A 24,033-nucleotide genomic window follows, 5' to 3' on the forward strand; every position below is an offset into this window, starting at 1 on the left:
CGGGGGATGCGCTCCGCGTCCTGCGCAACTCGACCTCGCTTCGCTCGGGACTCGGACAGTGCTCGTCCGCTGCACGCATCTCCCGCCACCGGACCTGCCGCGACGCCAGGCCGACGGCCGACAGAGCCCTCGGGCGATCGCCCTGCCCTTCGCGCTTGTCAGTGCTGGAAACGGTGGGCAAGAATGCGGCCTCCCCAATACCATGCGGGGCGTCGCGGCGCCCTCGGCGACGCCATGCCCTCGTTCGAACAGCACCCCCTGCGCCAGACCCTCAGCGACGAAGTCCACGCCCGGCCGCCGGTCGCGCTCGACACGCCGGAATTCGTCACCTATCTCGCCTTCGTCCATCACGAGGGCAGCGCGGAACGCGAAGCGGACCACCTGCGCTCGCTGGCGGAACAGATGGGCCGGCCCGCGCCGGACACCGGCTCCGGCCACGTGCTGCTCGAAGCCGGCGGCTTCCGGCTGAAGTGGGAGCGGCACAACGAGTTCTCCAGCTACTGCTTCTTCCGCCGCATCGACCCCACCGACGCAGCCGGCGACTATGCGCTGCTCCACGTGCCCGCCGCCTGGCGCAAGGCGATTCCCGGCCTGCTGATCGCCGCCACCCACATCGAGGTGCGCAGCACCGCCGACGTGCCGCCGGAAACGGCGCTGCACCAGCAATCCCCGCGTGGCCAGGCACTGGTGGCCTCCCGGGTGGCCGACGGCGCCGGCTGGGTGCTGACCGACTTCCACCTGCACGAAGGCTTCTCCCACTTCCTGGTGCTGGACGACCATCTCACGCCACGCCAGGCGGGCCGCATCGCGCAGCGCCTGGTCGAGATCGAGACCTACCGCGTGATGGCCCTGCTCGCCTTCCCGGTGGCGAAGCAGGTGGGACGGCTGCTGTCGCGCGCCGAAGACGAACTGGCCGATCTGATGGACGGCATGGGCCAGGCGCGCACCGCCGAGGACGACCGCGCGGTGCTCGCCCGCCTGTCGCGGCTCGCGGCCGACGTGGAGCGCTCGGTGGCGCGCACCACCTTCCGCTTCGGCGCCGCCGCCGCCTACTACCGGCTGGTGCGCCAGCGCATCGAGGACCTGCGCGAGCAGCGCCTGCCCGGTTTCTCGCCGATCGGGGAATTCATGGACCGGCGCCTGATGCCAGCCATCGACACCTGCGCCTCCATCGCCCGCCGCCAGGACGACCTGTCGGCGCGGATCGCCCGCAACTCGCAGTTGCTGCGCACCCGGGTCGACATCGAACTGGAACGCCAGAACCAGGAACTGCTGGCGCAGATGAACCGCCGCGCCAAGATCCAGCTCCACCTGCAGGAAACGGTGGAGGGCCTGTCGGTGGTGGCGATCACCTATTATGCGTCGCAGTTGGTGAACTACATGGCCAAGGGGGCCAAGCACCTGATCGAGCCGCTGACGCCGGAAGTCCTCACCGCGGCGTCGATCCCGGTCATCGCCGGCATCGTCGCCCTCGGCCTGCGCCGCATGCGCAAGCTGCTCGACACCGGGGACGGCGCGGCGGAGCATTGAAAGGGCGGTGGCCTATAATCGCGCTTTGCCCAACGAGAGCTTCCCCGTGGCCACTGCGCTTTTCGAATCCACCATCAAGAGCCTCCCGCTGCTCGGCCGCGGCAAGGTGCGCGACATCTATGCCGTCGACGCCGACAAGCTGCTGATCGTCACCAGCGACCGCCTGTCGGCCTTCGACGTCATCCTGCCCGATCCCATCCCGGACAAGGGCCGCGTGCTGACCGCGATGGCGAATTTCTGGTTCGCGAAGCTCGGCCACATCATCCCCAACCAGCTCACCGGCATCGACCCGGAAACCGTGGTCGCCGCCGGCGAGCGCGACCAGGTGCGCGGCCGCGCGCTGGTGGTCAAGCGCCTGCAGCCGCTGCCGATCGAGGCGGTGGTGCGCGGCTACGTGATCGGCTCGGGCTGGAAGGACTACCAGGACACCGGCGCGATCTGCGGCATCGCCCTGCCCGCGGGCCTCAGGCAGGCGGCAAGGCTGCCGGCGCCGATCTTCACCCCGGCCTCGAAGGCCGAGGCCGGCGACCACGACGAAAACATCTCGTTCGAGCAGGCCCAGGCACGCTGCGCCGCCATGCTGCCCGGCCTCGACGGCGCCGCGCTGGCCGCCCAGGCGCGCGACGCGGCGATCGCGCTGTACTCCGAGGCTGCCGGATACGCCGCCGGCCGCGGCATCATCATCGCCGACACAAAGTTCGAGTTCGGCGTGGACAAGGCCGGCACGCTGCATCTCATCGACGAGGCGCTGACGCCCGATTCGTCCCGCTTCTGGCCGGCCGGCAGCTACCGCGAGGGCATCAGCCCGCCGTCCTTCGACAAGCAGTACGTGCGCGACTACCTCGAGACCCTGGACTGGGGCAAGAAAGCCCCCGGCCCCAGACTGCCGGCCGACGTGATCGAACACACCGCGACGAAGTACCGCGAGGCGTACGAGCGGCTGACCGGGCAGAAACTGGCCTGACTCCCCTCCCCGGCCCGCGGTCTTGTACCGCATACCGGGCGCAGGCTCTTCGGTTGGGCGGTTGAACCGGCCGCCACGCGGGGTATTCGTGGAGCCGGCGAGGACTGTCCGAGCCCGAAGGGCGAGTTCCGCAGCCGGCGGAACGAATACCCCGCGTGGCGTCCGGATCCCCCTCACGAACGCCCACCCCCGCACCTCCCCAACAACCGTCCACCGCCAGCCCGCCGTGCGATGGTTTCCAAGTCTTCGTCCAGGTGTTTGAATACCGCCACGGCAAGGACGACATGCGGGGTATTCGTGGAGCCGGCGAGGACCGTCCGAGCCCGAAGGGCGAGTTCTGCAGCCGGCGGAACGAATACCCCGCGTGGCGTCCGGATCCCCCCGCGAGCGACGCAGCAGGGAACACTCCACGCCTTCCCCGACAAAACCACCAAGAACACTCGATACCAACACCAAATGCGCGAAGGAGCCGCCACGAAGCCCCGCCGCGCAACCAAGGGAGACATGAACCCATGCAAGTGCCCGCCTCCGGCCGCATGCTGCCGATGGCCATCGTCATCGCCGCCTACGTGCTGTCCTTCTTCCATCGCTTCGCCCCTGCCGGCATCGCCCAGGATCTTGCCGCGGCCTTCCAGACCAGCGCCGCCTCGCTCGGCGTGCTGGCCGCCACCTACTTCTACGTCTATACGCTGATGCAGGTGCCGACCGGCATCCTCGTGGACACGCTCGGCCCGCGCCGCATCCTGCTGCTGGGCGGACTCATCGCCGGCGCCGGAAGTGCGCTGTTCGGCATGGCGCCCGACCTCGACGTGGCGCTGGCGGGGCGCACGCTGGTGGGGCTCGGCGTGTCGGTGGTGTTCATCGCCATGCTCAAGCTCATCGCCGTCTGGTTCGACGAGCGCCGCTTCGCCACGCTGGTCGGCCTGTCGATGCTGCTCGGCAACCTCGGCTCGGTGCTCGCCGGCACGCCGCTGGCGGCGGTGGCGCAGCTCACTTCGTGGCGCGGTGTGTTCTTCGGCGCCGCGGTGCTTTCCGCGCTGCTCGGCGTGGCGTGCTGGATCTTCGTCCGCGAGAACCGGAACGCCGGCGCGCCGGCGCCGCGCTTCGACCGTACCGCGATCATCGGCGGCCTGATGGGGGTACTGTCGAACCGCGCGACCTGGCCGGCGGTGTGGGTCAATTTCGGCATCGGCGGCAGCTTCTTCGCCTTCGCCGGGCTGTGGGCCACGCCCTACCTGGTACAGGTGCACGGGCTCGAGCGGGTGCAGGCGGCCAATCATCTGTCGCTGTATTTCGCCGGCTTCGCCGTCGGCTGCTTTGCCATCGGCAGCCTGTCCGACCGGATCGGAAAACGCCGGCCGGTGCTGATGGCGGGCACCGCGCTCTACTGCGCGCTGTGGCTGGTGTGGCTGTCGGCGGTGCGCATGCCCATCGGGCTGAGCTATGCGCTGTTCGCGCTGATGGGCCTGGCCACCGCGAGCTTCTCGCTGACCTGGGCCTGCGCCAAGGAGGTCAATCCGCCGCAGCTCTCGGGCATGAGCACCAGCGTGACGAACATGGGCGGCTTTCTCTCCGGTGCGCTGCTGCAGCCGGCGGTGGGAGCGCTGATGGATTTCGGCTGGGATGGCGCCGTCGCCAACGGCGTGCGCCTGTATTCGGTCGACACCTTCCGCCACGGCATCGCCCTGCTGGCCGCCTCGGCCTTCTTCGGCGCGCTGATGACGCTTTTCCTGCGCGAGACGGGCTGCCGCAACATCTGGAAGCCGGCGGCCGCTTCCACCTGAACGGCGGCAGGCGGGCACGGATGCCGGGATGGCCGGCGGCAGCGCATCGTCGATGGTAAACGACAATGGGACGCATTGGCGAACTCATCCCGCCTTGTCCTACTCTCAGGTTACACAGCCGCAGTCCGTTCCCGGGCGAGGGCACGGAGCGGCTGGTAGCCCGGGGCGACGTTCCTCACCGCACGGAGGTTGTCATGGACAAATCGCTGAACACGCTGGAGCACCACTTCCACCTGCCACGCATCCGCCAGGTCGGCGGCTCCCGTCCCTTCCACTGGCTGCGCATGGGCTGGAGCGACATGCGCGACAACCTGGGCGCGAGCCTGTCGTACGGCGTCTTCTTCGCCGCGCTCGGCTATTTGATCCTGGCTTACGCGAGCGACCGGCCCTACCTCTTCACCGCCGCCATCTCCGGCTTCTTCCTCGTCGGCCCGATCGCCGCCGCCGGCCTGTACGAGATCTCGCGCCGGCACGACGCCGGCGAGCGGGCATCGCTGGGCGCTTCGCTGCGCGGCCTGATGCGGCACGGCGACAGCCTGATGTATTTCGGCCTCTTCCTGGCCATCGTGCTGCTGAGCTGGGAACGCCTGTCGGCCATCCTGTTCGCGCTGTTCTACCAGGGCAACGTGCCGGAACTGTCCCACTTCGCCCGCGAAGTGTTCCTGTCGGGTGAATACACCCACTTCGTCGTCGCCTACATGGTCGTCGGCGGTGCGCTGGCCGCGCTGGTGTTCGCCCTGTCGGCGATCTCCATCCCGATGCTGATGGACCGCGACGTCGATGCCATCAGCGCGGCGATGACGAGCGCCAGGGCCGTCGGCATGAATCTCGGCGCGATGGCGGTCTGGGCGGCGCTGATCGTGGCGCTGGTCGCGATCGGCTTCGCGACGATGATGATCGGCATGGCCGTGCTGCTGCCGCTGCTCGGGCATGCGACCTGGCACGCCTATCGCGACCTCGTCGAGTGAATCCGGGGCGGGCCTCCCGCAAGGGAACCGCCCGCGACCGGACGCGGCCTGCGGGCGCCCTGGCGGCGCCCGCGGCTTTTTTTTGCGGCACAATAGGCCGCACCCGCAACGCCCGCATCCCAGACATACCGAGATCATGACCCAGACGTCCGCCCCCGCCGCCTCCGGCAACCCCCTGCTCGACTTCTCCGGCCTGCCGCGCTTCGCGGACATCCGCCCGGAACACGTCGCGCCGGCGATGCGCCAACTGCTCGACGAGAACCGCGCGCTGATCGAGCGCCTGACCGCCGACCCCGCCACGCCCACCTGGGATACGTTCGTCGCGCCGATGACCGAGGCCGGCGAGCGCCTCGGCCGCGCCTGGGGCGTGGTCGGCCACCTGCACAGCGTGATGGACGTGCCGGAGTGGCGCGAGACCTACAACGCGCTGCTGCCCGAAGTCTCGCGCTTCTTCGCCGAGGTCGGGCAGAACCTCGCGCTGTTCCGTAAATACAAGGCGCTGCGCGACGGCCCCGAGTACGCCGCGCTGTCGCCCACCCGCCGCCTGATCCTCGACCACGAGGTGCGCGACTTCCGCCTGTCGGGCGCCGAGCTGCCCGACGAACTCAAGCCGCGCTTCAAGGACATCCAGGAAGAGCAGTCGCAACTGGCGGCGAAGTTCTCCGAAAACCTGCTCGACGCCACCAACGCGCACGAAGAACTGATCACCGACGAGTCCGAACTGGCCGGCATCCCGGAAGACGCCCGGGCGCTGGCGCGCGCCTCCGCCGAGGCCGAAGGCAAGCCCGGCTGGCGCTTCACGCTGCACATGCCGTCCTACCTGCCGGTGATGCAGTACGCCGACAGCCGCGCGCTGCGCGAGCGCATGTACCGCGCCTACGCCGTCCGCGCCTCCGAGCAGGGCGCGCCGGAATGGGACAACGGCCCGCTGATCGGCCGCATCCTGGCGCTGCGCGCCGAAGAGGCGAAGATGCTCGGCTACGCCAGCTTCGCCGAGGTATCGCTGGTACCCAAGATGGCCGACACGCCGGCCCAGGTGCTCGCCTTCCTGCGCGAACTCGCCGCCAGGGCCAGACCCTTCGCCGAACGCGACCTCGCCGAACTGAAGGCTTTCGCCGGCGCCGAACTCGGCCTGGACCCGCTCCAGCCGTGGGACGTCGCCTACGCCTCCGAAAAGCTGCGCCAGTCGCGCTACGACTACTCCGACCAGGAGGTGAAGCAGTACTTCCCCGAGCCCAAGGTGCTCGACGGCCTGTTCGGCGTGATCCGCGCGCTGTACGGCGTCGACATCCTGCCCGACGAGGCGCCGAGCTGGGATGCGGACACGCGCTTCTTCCGCATCGAGAAGGACGGCGACACCGTCGGCCACTTCTACCTCGACCTGCACGCGCGCCCGACCAAGCGCGGCGGCGCGTGGATGGATTCGGCGCGCAGCCGCCACCGCACCCCGCACGGCACCGAGACGCCCGTCGCCTACCTGGTGTGCAACTTCCCCGGCGCGGTCGGCGGCAAGCCCGCCACCTTCAGCCACGACGACGTGCTGACGCTGTTCCACGAGTGCGGCCACGGCCTGCACCACCTGCTGACCAGGGTGGAGGACCTCGCCGTGTCGGGCATCCACGGCGTCGAGTGGGACGCCGTCGAACTGCCGAGCCAGTTCATGGAGAACTTCTGCTGGGAATGGGACGTGCTGCAGGGCATGACCGCCCACGTCGACAGCGGCGAACCGCTGCCGCGCGCGCTGTACGACAAGATGATCGCGGCGAAGAACTTCCAGAGCGGCATGCAGACCGTGCGCCAGTTGGAGTTCTCGATGTTCGACCTGCGGCTGCATTCCGAACCCGGCGCCGGTGCCGGACCGGTGCCGGTGGAGCGCGTGATGGCGCTGCTCGACGAGGTGCGGCGCGAGGTGGCGGTACTGTTCCCGCCCGCCTGGCACCGCTTCCCGCACAGCTTCTCGCACATCTTCGCCGGCGGCTACGCGGCGGGCTACTACAGCTACAAGTGGGCGGAAGTGCTGTCGGCCGACGCCTTCGAGGCGTTCGAGGAGGCCGGCGCGGGCAAGGGCAGCCTGCTCGACGCCGAGACCGGCGCCCGCTTCTGGCGCGAGATCCTCGCGGTGGGCGGCAGCCGGCCGGCGATCGAATCCTTCAAGGCTTTCCGCGGCCGCGAGCCGCGCGTCGACGCCCTGCTGCGTCACAACGGCATGGCACGCACATGAACAGGCTTTCCGTTTTCTCCGCCGCGGCCGGCCTGGCCGCAGCACTTGCCGGCCTCGGCGCGGCCGACGCCACGGCGCAGACCGATACCTACCGCTGGGTGGACCAGCGGGGCCAGGTGAATTACTCCGACCGGCCGCCGCCGCCGGAAGTGCGCAAGGTGGAAGAACGGCGGTTCGGCAGCGCGCCTGCCGACACCGCGCCGTCCTACACGCTGCGCACGGCGGCGGAAGAGTTCCCGATCGACCTGTACGTCGCCGACAACTGCGGCCAGTACTGCGACACCGCGCGCGAGTCGCTGACGAGGCGCGGCGTGCCCTTCACCGAGCACAAGGTCGATGACGAAGCGGAACTCGCCGCCTACCGCGAACGCTTCGGCCAGCCCGAAGAAGTACCCGCCATCGCGGTCGGCCGGCAGACGATGAAGGGCTACGACGGCGCCCGCTGGATGCGCATGCTCGACGACGCAGGCTACCCGAAGGCGCCCGTCCGCTGAGGCCGGGCAGCGCCGGCCGGTGCGGCCGTAGCCGCCCGCAGGCGGCCCCGGCGACGGCACCTCACAGCCACAGGTCCCACGGAAAGGCGGCGAGCAGCGGGCCGGGATTGAAGCCGAACGACGGCATTCCCCCCATTTCCAGCGCCTGGGGAATCGACGTCGCGTAGTCGAAGCGGCTGCGCCCGGTGCCGTAGTAGTAGTCCAGGTACTTGAACAGGTTTTCGGTCTCGGAAAGGCGGACGTAGCGGGCCGGGATGCCGAAGGACTCGGCGATGACGAGGCCGTGCAGGGAACTGGCCAGCACCAGGCGCGCCTTGAGTATCTCCGCGATCACCGTGTTCCAGCCCGCCAGCGGCGAAACCACGTGCGGCGAATCGGCCACCAGCTTCAGGTCGTGCAGATTGGGCACGAACACATAGGGCCTTTCGCCCGTCGGCCGGAAGCGCTCGGGGAACAGGTGGCGCACCAGCAGCGCCGGATCGCCGAACACCATCGGCACGGCGTGGCCGCGGCGGCGCAGGAATTCCTCGGTCAGCGGGCCGCGCACGGCGCGGATGTCCAGGCGGCGCGCGGTGAAGCTGGATTCGGGCACCTTGCCGTTGATGCCCGAGCCCCACACGATGTCGCCGTCGCCGGCGAAATGCAGGATGGAGCCGATCGCCAGCAGCCTCGCGGCCTGCCCGACCTCGTCGTCGAGCGTCATGCCGCGCGTGCCGAGCACGCGCGCGACGACGATCCGCGAAAGATGGTCGCCGAAGTTCACGCTGCCGTCCGCCGGGCGCCAGTGGAACAGCGAGACATGCCCGTAGGGCAGCCCGTGGGGCATGATGGCCGGCGGCATCCTCGGAGGAGGCCGCCGCAGCAGGTTCCTGATCTTGTACAGCATTGGGGGTCCGACTCCTTTCCGGTCCATTGCCGGTATTTCCGTTCTTCTGGCGCCTCGCTCGGCACGCAGCAATGCGCGGCTGCGCAGGGTGCCGGCAGCGCCGCGGCGGAAGGCCGGCCACAGCAGCAGCACGAGCACCCATGCCGAAATCATAACACCGGCGCCGGCCGCGAGCCGGCCGGCACGACGAGGAAGCGACCGCGCCGGACGTCACGGTGGTCCCGGATCGCCGCGTGCCTCGCTCTCGTGCCGGCGGTATGCTTGGGCCATGAGCATCCTGATCGGATTGACGGTGGGCCTGGTCCTGGGCCTGACCGGTGCGGGTGGATCGATTTTCGCGGTGCCGCTGCTGATGGCCGGCCTGGGTTGGCCAATCACGCAGGCGTCGACCGCTTCGCTGCTGGCGGTGGCGATCTCGGCCGCCGTCGGCGCCGCGCTGGCTTGGCGGCACAGCTATGTGCGCTACCGCGCGGCGACGTTGATGGCGCTCGTCGGCACGTTCTTCGCACCGGCCGGCATCGGCCTCGCGGACCGGCTGCCGCAGCCGACGCTGACGAAGATCTTCTCGCTCGTGCTGGCCATCGTCGGGGTGCGCATGTTCCTGGCCGCGCGGCGCTGCGGCGAGGACGCCGCCGTCGTGCGCTCGGCGGTGGCGGGCGAAGGGCGGTCTTCCAGGGGCAGGGTCGGCAGCGTGAATCCGGCGACCGGGCGCCTGGTCTGGACGCAGGCGGTGGCGGTGACGATGTCGCTCATCGGCGCCTGCACCGGCTTTCTTTCCGGCCTGCTCGGCGTCGGCGGCGGTTTCGTGATCGTCCCGGCGCTGCGCGCGACGGTGCCGCTGTCGATGCACTCCGCGGTGGCCACGTCGCTGATGGCCATCGCGCTGACCAGTTCGGGCACCTTCCTCAGCGGCTTGCTGCATGGGCGGACGGTACCGCTGGCCGCCGTGCTGCCCTTCGTCGGCGGGGCGGTGCTCGGCATGGTGCTCGGGCGCACGGTCGCCGGCCGCATCTCCGGCCCCCGACTGCAGCAAAGTTTCGCCGCTCTCGCCGTGGCGGTGTCGATCGTCATGGCCTTCGCGTAACGCCTGTCAAACGGCCGGCCATGCCACCTTGGCACGGGCTCTGTTCATTCGATCGAACGGCGGTGGATGGCGACCTATGACGGCACGCCGGAAATGCGCGAGCCAGACGCCGGCCAGCCGCCCTCCAGCGGCAACTGGATTGCTCGGCCCAGGTCAAACGCGCCGGCGGGGATCGAGCGGAACAAGACCGTCCGCTGATACCATGGCGGCATCCGCGCGACACTGGCGCCACACCCGCAGCGCCCCGGAAGCGGATAGCCAGATGGATGGCCAGAGCGAGAAATCAGGCAAACCATCCACGCAAGCGACTGAAATCAAAATAAATCGCCCATACCATGAAAATCGCCACCTGGAACGTAAACTCCCTCAAAGTGCGCCTGCCCCAGGCGCTCGACTGGCTCGCCGCCAACCGGCCGGACGCGCTGTGCCTGCAGGAACTCAAACTGGAGGACAGGGCCTTCCCGGTCGCCGAACTCGAAGCCGCCGGCTACCACGCCGTCTTCACCGGGCAGAAGACGTACAACGGCGTCGCCATCCTGAGCCCGGCGCCGATCGACGAAGCCGGCGTGGTGCGCAACATCCCGGGCTTCGAGGACGCGCAGAGGCGGCTGATCGCGGCGACCATCGGCGGCGTCCGGGTGGTGTGCGGCTACTTTCCCAACGGCCAGGCGGTGGGCTCGGACAAGTTCGACTACAAGCTGCGCTGGCTCGCCGCGCTCACCGACTGGCTGCGCGAGGAGTTGAAGACCCACGCGCGGCTGGTGCTGGCCGGCGACTTCAACATCGCACCGGAAGACCGCGACGCCCACCCCGACTGGAAGGACGAGATCCACGTGTCCGAACCGGAACGCGCCGCCTTCCGCGCGCTGCAGGGCCTGGGCCTGGTCGACGCCTTCCGCCTGTTCGAACAGCCCGAGCGCAGCTTCTCGTGGTGGGACTACCGCATGCTGGCCTTCCGCCGCAATTTCGGCCTGCGCATCGACCATCTCCTGGTGTCGCCGGCGCTGCGCGACGCCTGCCGCAGTTGCGTCGTCGACAAGGCGCCGCGCCGGCTGGAGCGCCCGTCCGACCACGCGCCGGTGGTGCTGGAACTCGAGACCTGAAAATGGAACGACCCCCACGCTCGGTGCGTTCGCTGCTCCTCGAGGGGGCGTCGGTACGCTCGAGGCGGTTCGGCGCGTACTGAAATGGCTGCGGACACCGTCCCCGCCCCCGGCAGCGACGGCCGGCTCGGCGCGCTCTATCCCGTGCTCGGCGCGCTGTCGCCGGCTGCGCGCGCCCGACTGCAGGCCAGCGCGCGCTGGCTGAAGATGCCCGCCGGCGCCCTGCTGTTCGACGACCGCCAGTCCTGCGAGGGTTTTCCATTCGTCGTCGAGGGTTCGGTGCGCGTCGCCAAGTGCGCACCCAGCGGCCGCGAGTTGCCGCTGTACCGGGTGAGCCCGGGCGAGACCTGCATCATCTCGTCGTCCTGCCTGCTCGGCCACGAAGACTACAACGCACGCGGCGTCACCGAGAGCGACACGCTGCTGATGCTGCTGCCCAAGGCGGTGTTCGACGACCTGCTCGGCGAGCCCGCCTTCCGCGGCTTCGTGTTCCACCTGTTTGCCGATCGCATCGCCGACCTGATGCAGTTGATCGACGAGGTCGCCTTCCGCAAGCTCGACCAGCGCCTGGCCGCCCTGCTGCTGGGCAAGGGGCACACGCTGCGGGTCACCCACCAGCACCTTGCCGACGAACTGGGCAGCGTGCGCGAGATCGTCAGCCGCCTGCTGAAGGGCTTCGCCGACCAGGGCCTGGTGCGGCTGTCGCGCGAGCAGATCGAGATCCTCGACGCACCCGGCCTGCGCCGGCTCGCCGCCGGGGAAGCGCGCCACTCGTGAGCAGACCCGCCTGCCGCGCGCTCGCGCAACGGGGAAGCGGGAAACGCGGCAGCCAGTCGCCGGCGCGCTGTGTAACCGCGGTTACAGACCCGCGGTCCCCCGCCATGCTCCAATGGGTCCACTTCACTACCCCGAGGAGCATCACATGAAGACGAACGTTGGCGGCATCGACAAGGTCGTGCGCATCCTGGCGGGCATCGCGCTGGTGATCTGGGCCCTGATGGGCGGCCCGGTGTGGGCGTGGATCGGCGTGGTTCCGCTCGCCACCGGCCTGCTCGGCTGGTGCCCGGCCTATACGCTGTTCGGCATGAACACCTGCCCGCTGAAGAAGCCGTAGTTCTCCGCCCGCTGCCGGGCATTGCCGCGAAAGCCGGGGCGACCCGGCTTTTTTGTTGCCCGCGCTCCGCCGCCGGATGGTGCCGGCCCGGCGCCGGCGCATTAAAATCGCGGAGTCCGCGGCCGCCACGCCCGGCATGCCCTTTTCGAGCCCGCCAGAGGAACACCATGACCGACACCACTCCGCCGCAAGGCGTCACGCCCGCACTCAAGGCCGAGATCCTTGCCGAGGCTCTGCCCTACATCAAGCGCTTCTTCGACAGGACCATCGTCATCAAGTACGGCGGCAACGCGATGACCGACCCGCACCTGAAGGACTGCTTCGCGCGCGACGTGGTGCTGCTCAAGCTGGTCGGCCTCAACCCGGTGGTGGTGCACGGCGGCGGCCCGCAGATCGAGAACCTGCTCGCCCGCGTCGGCAAGAAGGGCGAATTCATCCAGGGCATGCGCGTGACCGACGCCGAGACCATGGAAGTGGTCGAGATGGTGCTGGGCGGCCAGGTCAACAAGGAAATCGTCAACCTGATCAACCAGCACGGCGGCAAGGCGGTGGGCCTCACCGGCAAGGACGCCAGCTTCATCCGCGCGAAGAAGCTGCTGATGCAAAAGCTCGACGCGCCCGAGGGCGACGTGATCGACGTCGGCCAGGTCGGCGAGATCACGCAGATCGACCCCAGCCTGATCGCCTTCCTCGACCAGGGCGACTTCATCCCGGTGATCGCGCCGATCGGCGTGGGAGAAGACGGCGAAACCTACAACATCAACGCCGACGTCGTCGCCGGCAAGCTGGCCGAGATCCTGAAAGCGGAAAAGCTGGTGCTGCTCACCAACACGCCGGGCGTGCTGGACAAGGCCGGCAAGCTGCTCACCGGTCTCACGCCGCGCCAGATCGACGAACTGGTGGCCGACGGCACGCTGTCGGGCGGCATGCTGCCCAAGATCGGCTCGGCGCTGGATGCCGCGCGCAACGGCGTGAAGTCGGTGCACATCATCGACGGCCGCGTCGAACACTGCCTGCTGCTCGAAATCCTGACCGACCACGGCGTCGGCACGATGATCAAGAGCAAGTAAGCCGGTCGGGCCCTGCGTCCGGGCGGGCAGCGGCCGCCCAGTGCCGGCCCTGCCCAGTGCGCGGCGCCCAGGCACCGGAGGCAAGTTCAGACCGTTGCATTGCGCAGGATCTTCGCCAGCAGTTCGACGCCGGCCTGCAGTTCGGCGTCCGCCAGCCCGGACAGCATCTGCTCGCGTACGGCCAGCACCTCGGGGTCGATCTGCGCCATCAGGGCCCGGCCGTCGGGCGTGATGTCGACGTGTTTCTGCCGCCGGTCGCGCCCGTCCGGCTCGCGCCGCACCAGCCCGAGCTTTTCCATGCGGTCCAGCAGCCGTACCAGGGTCGGCGTTTCGACGCCGATGCCGGCGGCAAGGCTGCGCTGGTTGTAGCGTTGCTCCGCCGCGAGCAGCAGCTTCAGGATGCGCCAGGTGGAATAGCTCATGTCCCACGGGCGCAACCGCTCGTCGACCCGGCCCCGCCAGACGACGGCGCAGCGATACAGCATCACGGCGAATTCTTCCCGCTTCGGCTTCATTGTTAGCATGCTAATTATTTTACTGCTAACATGTTGCCTTCTGCCTGCCGATCCGTCCAGATGTATCCGCTGCCCCGCGCCGTATCCTTCGACGCCTTGTCGCAACGCCATGGCAAGCGCTACAAGTGGCTGGTCCTGCTCGTCGCCGGCCTCGGCGTGATCGCCGGCGTGCTGTCGACCACCAGCTTCAGCGTCGCCGTGCCCGCCCTGATGCGCCAATTCGGCCTCGGCCAGGAACAGGTGCAATGGACGATGACCGGCTACATGGCGGCGATGACGGTCGGCATGCTGCCCACGCCGTGGATCCTGGACCGCCTGGGTTTTCGCAAGCTCTTCCTCGGCGCCATCGTGCTGCTCGCGGTCACCAGCATCGCCGGCAGCCTTGCAACGGACTACCGGCTCGTCGTCGCCATGCGCATCCTGCAGGGGATGGCGGCGGGCGTGCTGCAGCCGATGGGCACGCTGGCCGTCGTGCGCCTCTTCCCCGACCGGGGCCAGGGCCGCGCATCGGGCATTCTCGGCTTCGGCATCGTGCTGGCGCCGGCAGTCGCACCCAGCCTGGGCGGCGTGCTGCTCGACCATTTCGGCTGGCCGGCGATCTTCCTGATCAACCTGCCCGCCTGCCTGCTCGCCGGGCTGCTCGGCCTCTACCTGCTGCCGCTGCCGCGCGAGGTGGTCCGCCACAAGTTCGACTGGCCCGGCGTGGCCCTGCTGACGGTGTCGACGCTGGCCATCGTCGAAGGCATCGCCAGCCTGCAGCACAGCGGGCCGGCGGCGGGCTGGACGCTGCTCCAGTTCGGGCTCGCGGCGCTGGCCGTCGGCGGCTTCGTGCTGCACGCGCGCAGGGCGAGGCATCCCATCATCAGCATCGGCCTGTTCCGGCGGCGTTCCTTTTCGATGGGTACGCTGGTGTCCTTCGCCTACGGTTTCGGGCTGTTCGGCTCGTCCTACCTGATCCCGGTGTTCCTGCAGCATGCGCTGCATTTCTCGGCCACCGCGGCCGGCACGGCGCTGCTGCCGTCGGGGATCGTGCTGGCACTGACCATTCCGCTGGCGGGGCGCATGGCCGACCGCCATTCGCCGCAGGCGGTGACGATCGCGGGCCTCGTGCTGTTCTGCCTGTCGTTCGTGTTCTTCGGCGTGGTGGCGGGGCACATCACCTATCTGGAGATCATCGCCGCGACCATCCTCGGGCGCGTCGGCCTCGGCCTCATCCTGCCGGCCCTGAGCATGGCCACGCTGAGGCACCTGGAGCCGCACCACCTCAGCCAGTCGTCGGTGGTGATCAGCTACGTGCGGCAGTTGGGCGGGGTGCTGGGAATCGCGATGGCCGCGGTATTCGTGTCGTGGCGCGAAACCGTCCGCGCAGGAGCGGCCGACGGCGTCGCCGGCGCATACGCCGACGGTTTCATGATGATCGCGGGCGTGTTCCTGGTCGCGCTCGCGGCGGCCTGCCTGATGAAGGAGAAGGCGCCGCGCTGAACACGGATCCCCGGGGAGCGAGCCGCGGCGCCGCTCCCGCCCGGCGCCGCGGCGGACTGCTCAGGGCGCGCGGCCGGCGATGAGGCCGTGCTGCTCGAGGTAGGCCAGCACCTGGTCGGCCGCCTCCTCGACGGTGCAGGCCGTCGTGTCGATGCTCAGTTCCGGCGTTTCCGGGGGCTCGTAGGGCGAGTCGATGCCGGTGAAGTTCTTCAGTTCGCCGCGGCGCGCCTTCTTGTACAGGCCCTTGGGGTCGCGTTCCTCGGCCACTGCCAGCGGCGTGGCGACGTGGATCTCGACGAACTCGTCGGCCTCCAGCAGCCCGCGCGCCATGCGCCGCTCCGAGCGGAACGGCGAGATGAACGCGGTCATCACGATCAGCCCCGCATCGACCATCAGCCGGGCCACCTCGCCCACCCGCCGGATGTTCTCCACCCGGTCGGCGTCGGTGAAGCCGAGGTCCTTGTTGAGCCCGTGGCGCACGTTGTCGCCGTCGAGCAGGTAGGTGTGCCGCCCCATCGCGTGCAGCTTCTTCTCGACCATGTTGGCGATCGTCGACTTGCCCGCACCCGAGAGGCCGGTGAGCCACAGTACGCAGCCCTTCTGCCCCTTCATCGCCGCACGTGCGGCCTTGTCCACGTCCACGTGCTGGAAGTGGATGTTGTGCGCGCGGCGCAGCGCGAAGTTGATCATGCCCGCGCCCACCGTATTGCTGGAGAGCCGGTCGATCAGGATGAAGCCGCCGGTGTCGCGGTTGTGCGGATACGGGTCGAAGGCGATCGGCCGGTCCAGGCTCAGGTTGCACTCGGCGATGCCGTTCAGTTCGAGCTTCTTGGCGGCGATGTGCTCGAGCGTGTTCACATTGACCTGGTGCTTGATCGCGGTGACGGTGGCCGTCACCGTCTTGGCGCCGACCTTCATCAGGTACGGGCGGCCCGGCAGCATCGGCTCATCGTGCATCCACACCAGCGTGGTCTCGAACTGGTCGGCCACCTCGGCCGGTGCGTCCACGGTGGAGATGACGTCGCCGCGCGAGATGTCGATCTCGTCGGCGAGCGTGAGCGTCACCGACTGGCCGGCCACCGCCTGCGCCAGGTCGCCGTCGCGGGTGACGATGCGCGCCACCGTGCTCTGGCGCCCCGAGGGCTGCACGCGGACGCGGTCGCCCGGGCGGATCACGCCGCTGGCCACCTGCCCGGCAAAGCCGCGGAAGTCCAGGTTGGGGCGGTTGACCCACTGCACCGGCAGGCGGAAGGGTTCGCGCTGCATGCGCGCATCGTCGATCTCGACGGTCTCCAGGTAGCCCATCAGCGTGGTGCCGTGGTACCACGGCATGTGCTCGCTGGGCGCGAGGATGTTGTCGCCCCTGAAGGCGGACATCGGGATGAAGGTGACGTCCTGCAGCCCGAGTTGCCGGGCGAAGGCGGCGTAGTCCTCGACGATGGCGCGGAAGGTCTTCTCGGCGTAGTCGACGAGGTCCATCTTGTTGATCGCCACCACGATGTGGCGGATGCCCAGCAGCGACACCAGGTAGCTGTGGCGCCGCGTCTGGGTGAGGATGCCCTTGCGCGCATCGACCATCAGGATCGCCACGTCGGCGGTCGAGGCGCCGGTGACCATGTTGCGGGTGTACTGCTCGTGGCCCGGCGTGTCGGCGACGATGAACTTGCGCTTGTCGGTGGAGAAAAAGCGGTAGGCGACGTCGATGGTGATGCCCTGCTCGCGCTCGGCGGCGAGTCCGTCGACCAGCAGCGCGAAGTCGATCTCCTCGCCCTGCGTGCCCCATTTCCTGGAGTCGGCCTCGACCGCGGCGAGCTGGTCCTCGAACAGCATCTTGGATTCGTACAGCAGGCGGCCGATCAGCGTGCTCTTGCCGTCGTCTACGCTGCCGCAGGTGATGAAGCGCAGCAGGCTCTTCCTTTCGTGCGCCTTCAGGTACTGCTCGATGTCGGTAGCGATGAGATCCGATACGTGTGCCATCAGCAGGCCTCCTGCAGGGCCGCCCCAAAGGAGGCCTTCGCCCCCGCGGGGGCAACGAACGAATGTGAGTGTGGGGGCCCATCAGAAGTAGCCCTCCTGTTTCTTCTTCTCCATCGAACCGGCCGAATCATGGTCGATCACCCTGCCCTGGCGCTCGGATGTCCGGGTCAGCAGCATCTCCTGGATGATGGCCGGCAGCGTGTCGGCCTCGGACTCCACCGCGCCGGTGAGCGGGTAGCAGCCCAGCGTGCGAAAGCGCACCTTCTTCCGCATCGGCACTTCGCCCGGCAGGAGCGGCATGCGCTCGTCGTCGACCATGATCAGCGTACCGTCGCGCTCGACCACCGGCCGCTCCGCCGCGTAGTACAGCGGCACGATGGGGACGTTCTCGAGGTAGATGTATTGCCAGATGTCCAGTTCGGTCCAGTTCGACAGCGGAAACACCCGCATCGACTCGCCCTTGTGCTTCCTGGCGTTGTAGAGCTTCCACAGCTCGGGGCGCTGGTTCTTCGGGTCCCAGCGATGGCCCGCGGTGCGAAACGAGAACACCCGCTCCTTGGCGCGCGACTTCTCCTCGTCGCGCCGCGCGCCGCCGAAGGCCGCGTCGAAGCCGTACTTGTCGAGCGCCTGCTTGAGCCCCTCGGTCTTCATGATGTCGGTGTGGATGGCCGAGCCGTGGGTGAAGGGGTTGATGTCCTTCTCGATGCCCTCGGGGTTGATGTGCACCAGCAGGTCGAAGCCGAGTTCGGCCACCATGCGGTCGCGGAACGCGTACATGTCGCGGAACTTCCAGCGCGTATCGACGTGAAGCAGCGGAAACGGCGGCCGGGCCGGATGGAACGCCTTCATCGCCAGGTGCAGCATCACCGCGCTGTCCTTGCCGATGGAGTACAGCATCACCGGATTGTCCGCTTCGGCCACCACCTCGCGCAGGATGTGGATGCTCTCGGCTTCCAGGCGTTGCAGGTGGGTCAGTGTTGTCGGGTCGATGTTCGGCATGGGCGGGATGGGCTGATCGATCTGCCGCGATGCTCGCCCTTCGCGGACGATTGCGGGAGAACGACTTTGACGTGAGGAGGAAATATTTCCCGAAAGGCCGCTATTAAACCGCGTTCCTGCCGCGCTGAATATAAAGGCGATCGCTAAAATGGCGTCTGCAATGATTCAAACCGGATTTCTGCCGTGACGAACGCGTCCTGTGCCGAACGCCTCGATCTCATCGAGCACCTGCTTCCCATCATCCGCGCCGCGGGCGATGTGGTGATGGCCGTGTATGAAACCGACTTCACCGTCCGCGGCAAGGACGACGCCTCGCCCGTCACCGAAGCCGACGAGCGCGCCGAGGCGCTGATCGTCCCCGCGCTCGACGCCCTGCTGCCGGGCGTGCCGGTGGTCGCCGAAGAAGCCTTCGCCGCCGGCCGGATACCCAGCGTGGCGGAGCGTTTCTGGCTGGTCGACCCGCTCGACGGCACGAAGGAGTTCATCAGCCGCAACGGCGAATTCACCGTCAACATCGCGCTGGTGGAAAACGGCGAGCCGGTGCTGGGCCTGGTGCATGCGCCGGCCTTGAAGAAGACCTTTGCCGGCGCGGCCGGTTGCGGCGCCTTCATCGAGAACTGCATCGGCCGCCGCCCGATCAAATGCCGCCGGCCGCCGCTCGAAGGGCTCACCGTCGTCGCCAGCCGTTCGCACGGCGACGCTGCCGCGCTCGATGCCTTCCTCGCCGGACGCAAGGTCGCCCAGCTCAAGAGTGCCGGCTCCTCGCTCAAGCTGTGCCTGATCGCCGCCGGCGAGGCCGACCTGTATCCGCGCCTGGGCCGCACCATGGAATGGGACATCGCCGCCGGACACGCCGTGCTGACCGCGGCCGGCGGCAGCGTCACCCGCCTGGACGGCAGCAGGCTCACCTATGGCAAGCCGGGCTTCGACAACCCGCACTTCGCCGCCGAGGGCCTGACCGGCTGATTCCGCCCCTTCGCGGCGACTGCGGCCGGTGGTGCGGGCAACGGTCTTCCCTTTTCCTCCGGCAACCGGCCGCCCGACCGTGCATCCGGCCCCGCGGCACCGGTGCGAATCGCCGTCCCCTGATGTACCGCCCCTCAGTGCGCCGACAGGCGGCTGACGAATTCCACCACCGAGCCGACGGTGGCAAACGAACTGCCGTCGATCTCGTCGTCCGGCACGGCGATGCCGAAGCGCTCCTCGATGGCGTGGATCACCGCGAGCACGGCCATGGAATCAAGCTCCGGCAGGTTGCCCAGCAGCGCGGTATCGGCGTCGAAGCTCAGGCCGCGGCCATTCAGGCTCAGCGTCTCGTCGAGCAGCGACAGGATTTCTTCCTGGATATTCAAGGGAACCGGTTCTCCAAACCCAACACGACCGGCGCGCCGCGACGCGGCCGGTTTCAAGAACGCAGCATTATACTCAGGGTGGTGTAATGCGACTCGATCCAGCCCGCCGATGCCCCCCGCCACCCTGCTGCACCAGATCGTCCTGTCGTCCGCCGAGCGCGCCGCCGAACGCGTCGCGCTCACCAGCGGCCAGTCGGCGCTGACCTATGCCGAACTCGCCCGCCGGTGCGAGGGCTTCGCCAGCGGATTGATGGCGCTCGGCCTGGCGCGCGCGGAACGGGTCGCGGTGTATCTGGACAAGCGCCCCGAATTCGTCGCCGCCTGCTTCGGCGCGGCCGCGGCCGGCGGCGCCTTCGTGCCGGTCAATCCGCTGCTCAAGCCCGACCAGGTCGGCTACATCCTGCGCGACTGCAACGTGCGCGTGCTCGTCACCAGCGCCGAGCGTCTCGCCCTGCTGCTGCCGACGCTGGCTGCCTGCCACGATCTGCGCCAGGTGGTCGTGGTCGGCGACCCGCGGGAACTTCCCGCCGTGGCCGGCGCCTCGGTGCATCGCTGGGCCGAACTGGACGACGCGCCGCCGCACGCCGGGCACCGCGTCATCGACAGCGACATGACGGCCATCCTCTACACCTCGGGAAGCACCGGACGCCCGAAGGGCGTGGTGCTGTCGCATCGAAACATGGTGATCGGCGCCCAGAGCGTCGCCGGCTACCTTGGCAACCACGCCGGCGACACGCTGCTCGCCGCGCTGCCGCTGTCCTTCGACGCCGGATTCTCCCAGCTCACCACCGCCTTCCACGCCGGCGCCCGCGTCGTGCTGCTCAACTACCTGCTGCCGCGCGACGTGCTGAACGCGGTGGTGCGCGAGCAGGTCACCGGCCTCACCGCGGTGCCGCCGCTGTGGATACAGCTCGCGCAGCTCGACTGGCCGCAGACGGTGACCGGACACCTGCGCTACATCGCCAACACCGGCGGCCGCATGCCGCACGACACGCTCGCCGCGCTGCGCGCCAGGCTGCCGCACACCCGCCCCTTCCTGATGTACGGACTCACGGAAGCCTTTCGCGCCACCTACCTGCCGCCGGAGGAAGCCGACCGCCGGCCGGACTCCATCGGCAAGGCCATTCCCAACGCCGAGGTGCTGGTGCTGCGCGAGGACGGCAGTGAATGCGCACCCAACGAACCCGGCGAACTGGTGCAGCGCGGCGCCCTGGTCGGCATGGGCTACTGGAACGACCCGGAGAAGACCGCCGAGCGCTACCGCCCGCTGCCGCACGCCGTCGCCGGCCGCGATGGCGGCCTGGTGCTGCCCGAGATCGCGGTCTTTTCCGGCGACACCGTGCGCCGCGACGAGGACGGCTTCCTGTATTTCATCGGCCGCCGCGACGAGATGATCAAGACTTCCGGCTACCGCGTGAGCCCCGGCGAAGTCGAGGAGATCCTCTACGCCACCGCGCTGGTCGGTGAATGCGCCGCTTTCGGAATCCCGCACGACACGCTGGGCCAGGCCATCGTCGCCGTCGTCACGCCGCCGCCCGGCGCCACGGCCGACGCCGCCGCGCTGCTGGCCGAATGCCGCCGGCGCATGCCGGCCTACATGGTGCCGGTGCGCATCGAGATACGTGAAGGCACGCTGCCACGCAATCCGAACGGCAAGATCGACAGGAAGGCGCTGGCGGCATCGACGATCTAGCCGGCCCCGCTGGCGGCACCGGACCTCCGGGACGGCCTCGATCGCCGTGTCGGGTCGTCGCAGTGCCCACGGTGCTAACATTGCCCGCGAATTCGACCAGAAAGAGCACGTCATGCTCAGCAACGAAGTCCTGCAGGAAATTTCACGACGCATCGCGGCCGCGCTCCATCCGGAGCAGATCATCCTGTTCGGCTCCCACGCATGGGGAACGCCGGGAGACGACAGCGACGTCGATCTGCTCGTCATCGTGCCCGACTCCGACGAAACCCCGCACAGGCGCGCCGTCAGGGCGCACAGGGCGTTGCGGGGGCTGACCGTGCCGTGCGACATCATCGTCCGCACTCAGGCCGAGATCGAAGCGGTGAACCACACGCGCTCGTCGCTGCTCTTCAGGGCCCTGAACGAAGGGAAACGCCTGGATGCGTGACGACCTCGAGCGCGAAGCGGAAAACTGGCTGCTGCGCGCCCGCGACGACCTCGGCGCCGCACGCAAGCTGCTTGCGGATCCGGACCCGTTTCCCGCCTCCGCCGCCTACCATTGCCAACAGGCGGCCGAAAAGGCGCTCAAGGCGCTGATCGCGATCACCGACACGCCCATCCCCAAGACGCACGACCTGCGCGCCCTTGTCGAACGCTGCATCGCAATCGATTCGACGCTGATTTCGCTGAGAGACGCCTGCGAGGAACTGACGCCGTTCGCAACCGAGTTCCGCTATCCGACGGACGTGCCGGACCCGGATGTCGATGAAGTCCGGCATGCGGCAAACCTCGCGGAGCAAATCGTCCTGGCGGTAAGGGCGAGCCTGCTGCGCTAGAGCCCGGCAGCAAAGGACTATCGTACGAACACAAGAGGTGACGCCTGGATACCCAGGGCACCTGCCCGCTTTCCCCTCGCAGAATCGTGAAGCCGAGGAACCGTCCGAAATGAGCAATCATCCCCCGGCCAAGACGGCCCCCATCCACGCCCCGATGTCCCAGTTCCCGGTCGAGAACGGCGAACTCGTCGTCGGCGGCATTCCGCTTTGCCGGCTGGCCGCCCGCGTCGGGCAGACGCCGTTCTACGCCTACGACCGCGGCCTGCTGACGCGGCGCGTCGCCGAACTGCGCGCGGCGCTGCCGGCGTCGGTCAAACTGCACTACGCGATGAAGGCCAATCCGATGCCGGCGCTGGTCGGGCACATGGTGCAGCTGGTCGATGGCATCGACGTCGCCTCGGAGCGCGAACTGGCGGTGGCGCTGGACGCTGGCGCCGACCCGCGCGAGATCAGCTTCGCCGGCCCGGGCAAGCGCGACGCGGAACTCCTCCGCGCGGTGGCGGCGGGCATCCTGGTGAATGTCGAATCCTTCCGCGAGGTGCCGGTGCTCGCGCGCGCCTCGCAGGCGCTCGGGCTGCCGGCGCGCGTCGCGGTGCGCGTGAATCCGGATTTCGAGCTGAAGAGTTCGGCGGTGAAGATGGGCGGCGGCCCCAAGCCCTTCGGCGTCGATGCCGAAGAGGTGCCCGCGCTGCTGGCCGGGATCGGCCGCGCCGGCCTCGCCTTCGAGGGCTTCCACCTGTTCGCCGGCTCGCAGAACCTGAAGGCCGAAGCCATCGCCGACGCGCAGCAGAAGAGCCTCGCGCTGGCGCTGCGCCTGGCCGGATCGGCCCCCGCGCCGGTCAAGGTGCTGAACCTCGGCGGCGGCTTCGGCATCCCCTACTTTCCGGGAGACACGCGGCTGGATCTGGCGCCCATCGCCGCCAGCCTCGCGGAAATCGCGCAGACTGCCGCACAAAGGCTGCCGGGCGCGGAACTCGTGCTGGAACTGGGCCGCTACCTGGTCGGCGAGGCCGGCGTGTATGTATGCAGGGTGACCGACCGCAAGGTGTCGCGCGGCCAGGTCTATCTCGTCACCGACGGCGGGCTGCATCACCACCTGTCGGCGAGCGGCAATTTCGGCCAGGTGATCCGCAAGAACCATCCGGTCGCCATCGGCAACCGGATGGACGAGGCTGCGGCCGCCGCGCCGGTTTCGGTGGTCGGCCCGCTATGCACGCCGCTCGACCTGATCGCCGACCGCATGCCGCTGCCGGACGCGCAGCCGGGGGATCTGGTGGTGGTCTTCCAGTCGGGGGCCTACGGCGCCACCGCGAGCCCGGGCGGCTTTCTCAGCCATCCGGCGGTGGCGGAAGCGCTGGTCTGATCGGGCGGGCTCCGCCGGGCTGGAGTTACCCGCCTGCGCCCGCCGCAAACCCGGGAACGGCCGCCCGCCGGATCAGAAGCGCGGGCCGGGACGATCGTCTCGGCCGCGGCCGCGGTCGTCCCGGCCCCGGTCGTCGGAGCGCTGATCGCCCCGGGCCAGCGCCACCGGTGCGGTGCCCGCGCACTTGCTCAGCCCTTTCCTGAACGTCACCGAGAAATCGCCGTCGCTGCCTTCCATGCAATAGCTCGCGCCGCCGTTCTCGAACACCCTGTAGTTCGAGGTGCTCGAACCGAAAGTGTAGACCACCCGCTCCCCCCTCGCGGACCAGGTGCCGACCTGCTTGGTCGGGTCGACCTTGTCATTCGGCCCCATCTTGTAGTCGATCAGCCTGCCGCCCGGCTCGTGATACTCCTGCCAGGCGTCCTTGCCACGCGCCGTACACAGCGTATGGCCCTCGAGCAGCTCGGGCTTGACCGGCTGCTTGCCCGGGCACGCCGCCATCGCCTGGCCCGACGCGGCCAGCGAGCCCAGCGCGATGAGCCCCACCAAAACACTCGTCCTATCCATGACCACTCCTTGCAATCGCCCGCACCAGGAATCCCACGCGTGCCCCGGCCTG

The 24,033-nt window shown here is 69.0% G+C and carries 24 protein-coding genes; 18 read left to right on the forward strand and 6 right to left on the reverse strand.

What is annotated here, in order from left to right; translation table 11 throughout:
• The first annotated feature begins 234 nt into the window (after window positions 1-234).
• The 6 genes from CCZ27_RS13920 to CCZ27_RS13945 all read left to right on the forward strand — a co-directional run bounded on the left by CCZ27_RS13920 (window position 235) and on the right by CCZ27_RS13945 (window position 7,961).
• Entirely contained in the window at window positions 235-1,530 is a 1,296-nt protein-coding gene (locus tag CCZ27_RS13920; protein WP_096449093.1) for a DUF3422 family protein, read from the forward strand.
• Between the two features lie 46 nt (window positions 1,531-1,576).
• The gene (locus CCZ27_RS13925; RefSeq protein ID WP_096452580.1) at window positions 1,577-2,494 is read left to right on the forward strand and encodes a phosphoribosylaminoimidazolesuccinocarboxamide synthase; all 918 of its coding nucleotides are present in this window, start codon (window positions 1,577-1,579) and stop codon (window positions 2,492-2,494) included.
• Window positions 2,495-3,006: 512 nt separating this feature from the next.
• Window positions 3,007-4,278, forward strand: coding sequence for an MFS transporter (locus CCZ27_RS13930; protein ID WP_096449094.1), 1,272 nt, complete (start codon window positions 3,007-3,009; stop codon window positions 4,276-4,278).
• Window positions 4,279-4,472: 194 nt separating this feature from the next.
• The gene (locus CCZ27_RS13935; protein WP_096449096.1) at window positions 4,473-5,246 is read left to right on the forward strand and encodes a DUF2189 domain-containing protein; all 774 of its coding nucleotides are present in this window, start codon (window positions 4,473-4,475) and stop codon (window positions 5,244-5,246) included.
• Window positions 5,247-5,382: 136 nt separating this feature from the next.
• Entirely contained in the window at window positions 5,383-7,467 is a 2,085-nt protein-coding gene (locus CCZ27_RS13940) for a M3 family metallopeptidase (RefSeq protein ID WP_096449098.1), read from the forward strand.
• Window positions 7,464-7,961 carry a glutaredoxin family protein gene (locus CCZ27_RS13945; protein WP_096449100.1) on the forward strand — a complete coding sequence of 166 codons (498 nt, stop codon included), beginning with the start codon at window positions 7,464-7,466 and terminating at the stop codon, window positions 7,959-7,961. Before CCZ27_RS13940 ends, CCZ27_RS13945 begins: the two co-directional genes overlap by 4 nt.
• 61 nt (window positions 7,962-8,022) lie before the next feature.
• Here CCZ27_RS13945 and CCZ27_RS13950 read toward each other — a convergent pair whose 3' ends face one another.
• A complete protein-coding gene (locus CCZ27_RS13950) occupies window positions 8,023-8,847 on the reverse strand; it encodes a polysaccharide pyruvyl transferase family protein (RefSeq protein WP_096449102.1) in 825 nt (274 codons plus the stop codon).
• A gap of 268 nt (window positions 8,848-9,115) precedes the next feature.
• On the opposite strand from CCZ27_RS13950, the gene CCZ27_RS13955 reads away from it, so the two are divergent.
• The 6 genes from CCZ27_RS13955 (at window position 9,116) to argB (ending at window position 13,218) form a co-directional block, all read left to right on the forward strand.
• A complete protein-coding gene (locus tag CCZ27_RS13955) occupies window positions 9,116-9,931 on the forward strand; it encodes a sulfite exporter TauE/SafE family protein (protein WP_096449104.1) in 816 nt (271 codons plus the stop codon).
• A 66-nt stretch (window positions 9,932-9,997) separates the two neighbouring features.
• Entirely contained in the window at window positions 9,998-10,129 is a 132-nt protein-coding gene (locus CCZ27_RS24550) for a hypothetical protein (RefSeq protein WP_269769075.1), read from the forward strand.
• A gap of 137 nt (window positions 10,130-10,266) precedes the next feature.
• Window positions 10,267-11,034 (forward strand): exodeoxyribonuclease III, encoded by a 768-nt coding sequence (xth, locus tag CCZ27_RS13960; RefSeq protein ID WP_096449106.1) that lies wholly within the window; start codon window positions 10,267-10,269, stop codon window positions 11,032-11,034.
• 84 nt (window positions 11,035-11,118) lie between these two features.
• Window positions 11,119-11,811, forward strand: a complete 693-nt coding sequence (locus CCZ27_RS13965) for a Crp/Fnr family transcriptional regulator (RefSeq protein ID WP_096449108.1) — start codon at window positions 11,119-11,121, stop codon at window positions 11,809-11,811.
• Between the two features lie 145 nt (window positions 11,812-11,956).
• A complete protein-coding gene (locus tag CCZ27_RS13970) occupies window positions 11,957-12,148 on the forward strand; it encodes a YgaP family membrane protein (protein ID WP_096449110.1) in 192 nt (63 codons plus the stop codon).
• A gap of 167 nt (window positions 12,149-12,315) precedes the next feature.
• Window positions 12,316-13,218: an acetylglutamate kinase gene (argB, locus tag CCZ27_RS13975; RefSeq protein WP_096449112.1), complete on the forward strand. Its 903-nt coding sequence runs from the start codon at window positions 12,316-12,318 to the stop codon at window positions 13,216-13,218.
• Between the two features lie 86 nt (window positions 13,219-13,304).
• Here the strand turns inward: argB and CCZ27_RS13980 are convergent, their stop codons facing one another.
• Entirely contained in the window at window positions 13,305-13,733 is a 429-nt protein-coding gene (locus CCZ27_RS13980) for a MarR family winged helix-turn-helix transcriptional regulator (RefSeq protein WP_157748585.1), read from the reverse strand.
• Between the two features lie 60 nt (window positions 13,734-13,793).
• Here CCZ27_RS13980 and CCZ27_RS13985 point away from each other — a divergent pair, with 60 nt between their 5' ends.
• Complete coding sequence (locus CCZ27_RS13985; RefSeq protein WP_096449116.1) at window positions 13,794-15,215, forward strand: DHA2 family efflux MFS transporter permease subunit; 1,422 nt, start codon at window positions 13,794-13,796, stop codon at window positions 15,213-15,215.
• 60 nt (window positions 15,216-15,275) lie between these two features.
• Here CCZ27_RS13985 and cysN read toward each other — a convergent pair whose 3' ends face one another.
• Together cysN and cysD are read right to left on the reverse strand one after the other, a co-directional pair.
• On the reverse strand, window positions 15,276-17,192 hold the full coding sequence (cysN, locus tag CCZ27_RS13990) for a sulfate adenylyltransferase subunit CysN (RefSeq protein ID WP_096449118.1): 1,917 nt from the start codon (window positions 17,190-17,192) through the stop codon (window positions 15,276-15,278).
• An 81-nt stretch (window positions 17,193-17,273) separates the two neighbouring features.
• Window positions 17,274-18,191: a sulfate adenylyltransferase subunit CysD gene (gene cysD / locus CCZ27_RS13995; RefSeq protein ID WP_096449120.1), complete on the reverse strand. Its 918-nt coding sequence runs from the start codon at window positions 18,189-18,191 to the stop codon at window positions 17,274-17,276.
• A gap of 183 nt (window positions 18,192-18,374) precedes the next feature.
• On the opposite strand from cysD, the gene cysQ reads away from it, so the two are divergent.
• Complete coding sequence (gene cysQ, locus CCZ27_RS14000) at window positions 18,375-19,157, forward strand: 3'(2'),5'-bisphosphate nucleotidase CysQ (RefSeq protein WP_232516416.1); 783 nt, start codon at window positions 18,375-18,377, stop codon at window positions 19,155-19,157.
• A gap of 134 nt (window positions 19,158-19,291) precedes the next feature.
• Here cysQ and CCZ27_RS14005 read toward each other — a convergent pair whose 3' ends face one another.
• Window positions 19,292-19,543, reverse strand: a complete 252-nt coding sequence (locus tag CCZ27_RS14005) for a phosphopantetheine-binding protein (RefSeq protein ID WP_096449122.1) — start codon at window positions 19,541-19,543, stop codon at window positions 19,292-19,294.
• 109 nt (window positions 19,544-19,652) lie between these two features.
• Between CCZ27_RS14005 and CCZ27_RS14010 the strand changes: the two genes are divergently transcribed.
• The 4 genes from CCZ27_RS14010 to CCZ27_RS14025 all read left to right on the forward strand — a co-directional run bounded on the left by CCZ27_RS14010 (window position 19,653) and on the right by CCZ27_RS14025 (window position 23,414).
• The gene (locus CCZ27_RS14010) at window positions 19,653-21,236 is read left to right on the forward strand and encodes an acyl-CoA ligase (AMP-forming), exosortase A system-associated (RefSeq protein ID WP_096449124.1); all 1,584 of its coding nucleotides are present in this window, start codon (window positions 19,653-19,655) and stop codon (window positions 21,234-21,236) included.
• Window positions 21,237-21,348: 112 nt separating this feature from the next.
• Window positions 21,349-21,663, forward strand: a complete 315-nt coding sequence (locus CCZ27_RS14015; RefSeq protein WP_096449126.1) for a nucleotidyltransferase domain-containing protein — start codon at window positions 21,349-21,351, stop codon at window positions 21,661-21,663.
• Window positions 21,656-22,051, forward strand: a complete 396-nt coding sequence (locus CCZ27_RS14020; RefSeq protein ID WP_096449128.1) for a HEPN domain-containing protein — start codon at window positions 21,656-21,658, stop codon at window positions 22,049-22,051. The genes CCZ27_RS14015 and CCZ27_RS14020 overlap by 8 nt, the downstream gene beginning before the upstream one ends.
• A gap of 109 nt (window positions 22,052-22,160) precedes the next feature.
• Window positions 22,161-23,414: a pyridoxal-dependent decarboxylase, exosortase A system-associated gene (locus tag CCZ27_RS14025; protein WP_232516417.1), complete on the forward strand. Its 1,254-nt coding sequence runs from the start codon at window positions 22,161-22,163 to the stop codon at window positions 23,412-23,414.
• Window positions 23,415-23,486: 72 nt separating this feature from the next.
• On the opposite strand, the gene CCZ27_RS14030 is transcribed toward CCZ27_RS14025, so the two are convergent.
• Window positions 23,487-23,981 carry a hypothetical protein gene (locus CCZ27_RS14030; RefSeq protein ID WP_157748586.1) on the reverse strand — a complete coding sequence of 165 codons (495 nt, stop codon included), beginning with the start codon at window positions 23,979-23,981 and terminating at the stop codon, window positions 23,487-23,489.
• Window positions 23,982-24,033: the final 52 nt, after the last annotated feature.

Source organism: Thauera sp. K11, from assembly GCF_002354895.1.
GTDB lineage: Bacteria > Pseudomonadota > Gammaproteobacteria > Burkholderiales > Rhodocyclaceae > Thauera > Thauera sinica.

Excerpts from the sequence above, each read along its gene's own strand:
- CCZ27_RS13920 (WP_096449093.1), top strand. The coding sequence starts at position 235 with ATGCCCTCGTTCGAACAGCACCCCCTGCGCCAGACCCTCAGCGACGAA.
- CCZ27_RS13930 (WP_096449094.1), top strand. The coding sequence starts at position 3,007 with ATGCAAGTGCCCGCCTCCGGCCGCATGCTGCCGATGGCCATCGTCATC.
- CCZ27_RS13935 (WP_096449096.1), top strand. The coding sequence starts at position 4,473 with ATGGACAAATCGCTGAACACGCTGGAGCACCACTTCCACCTGCCACGC.
- CCZ27_RS13940 (WP_096449098.1), top strand. The coding sequence starts at position 5,383 with ATGACCCAGACGTCCGCCCCCGCCGCCTCCGGCAACCCCCTGCTCGAC.
- CCZ27_RS13945 (WP_096449100.1), top strand. The coding sequence starts at position 7,464 with ATGAACAGGCTTTCCGTTTTCTCCGCCGCGGCCGGCCTGGCCGCAGCA.
- CCZ27_RS13950 (WP_096449102.1), bottom strand. The coding sequence starts at position 8,847 with ATGCTGTACAAGATCAGGAACCTGCTGCGGCGGCCTCCTCCGAGGATG.
- CCZ27_RS13955 (WP_096449104.1), top strand. The coding sequence starts at position 9,116 with ATGAGCATCCTGATCGGATTGACGGTGGGCCTGGTCCTGGGCCTGACC.
- CCZ27_RS24550 (WP_269769075.1), top strand. The coding sequence starts at position 9,998 with ATGGCGACCTATGACGGCACGCCGGAAATGCGCGAGCCAGACGCCGGC.
- xth (WP_096449106.1), top strand. The coding sequence starts at position 10,267 with ATGAAAATCGCCACCTGGAACGTAAACTCCCTCAAAGTGCGCCTGCCC.
- CCZ27_RS13965 (WP_096449108.1), top strand. The coding sequence starts at position 11,119 with ATGGCTGCGGACACCGTCCCCGCCCCCGGCAGCGACGGCCGGCTCGGC.
- CCZ27_RS13970 (WP_096449110.1), top strand. The coding sequence starts at position 11,957 with ATGAAGACGAACGTTGGCGGCATCGACAAGGTCGTGCGCATCCTGGCG.
- argB (WP_096449112.1), top strand. The coding sequence starts at position 12,316 with ATGACCGACACCACTCCGCCGCAAGGCGTCACGCCCGCACTCAAGGCC.
- CCZ27_RS13980 (WP_157748585.1), bottom strand. The coding sequence starts at position 13,733 with ATGAAGCCGAAGCGGGAAGAATTCGCCGTGATGCTGTATCGCTGCGCC.
- CCZ27_RS13985 (WP_096449116.1), top strand. The coding sequence starts at position 13,794 with ATGTATCCGCTGCCCCGCGCCGTATCCTTCGACGCCTTGTCGCAACGC.
- cysN (WP_096449118.1), bottom strand. The coding sequence starts at position 17,192 with ATGGCACACGTATCGGATCTCATCGCTACCGACATCGAGCAGTACCTG.
- cysD (WP_096449120.1), bottom strand. The coding sequence starts at position 18,191 with ATGCCGAACATCGACCCGACAACACTGACCCACCTGCAACGCCTGGAA.
- CCZ27_RS14010 (WP_096449124.1), top strand. The coding sequence starts at position 19,653 with ATGCCCCCCGCCACCCTGCTGCACCAGATCGTCCTGTCGTCCGCCGAG.
- CCZ27_RS14015 (WP_096449126.1), top strand. The coding sequence starts at position 21,349 with ATGCTCAGCAACGAAGTCCTGCAGGAAATTTCACGACGCATCGCGGCC.
- CCZ27_RS14020 (WP_096449128.1), top strand. The coding sequence starts at position 21,656 with ATGCGTGACGACCTCGAGCGCGAAGCGGAAAACTGGCTGCTGCGCGCC.
- CCZ27_RS14025 (WP_232516417.1), top strand. The coding sequence starts at position 22,161 with ATGAGCAATCATCCCCCGGCCAAGACGGCCCCCATCCACGCCCCGATG.
- CCZ27_RS14030 (WP_157748586.1), bottom strand. The coding sequence starts at position 23,981 with ATGGATAGGACGAGTGTTTTGGTGGGGCTCATCGCGCTGGGCTCGCTG.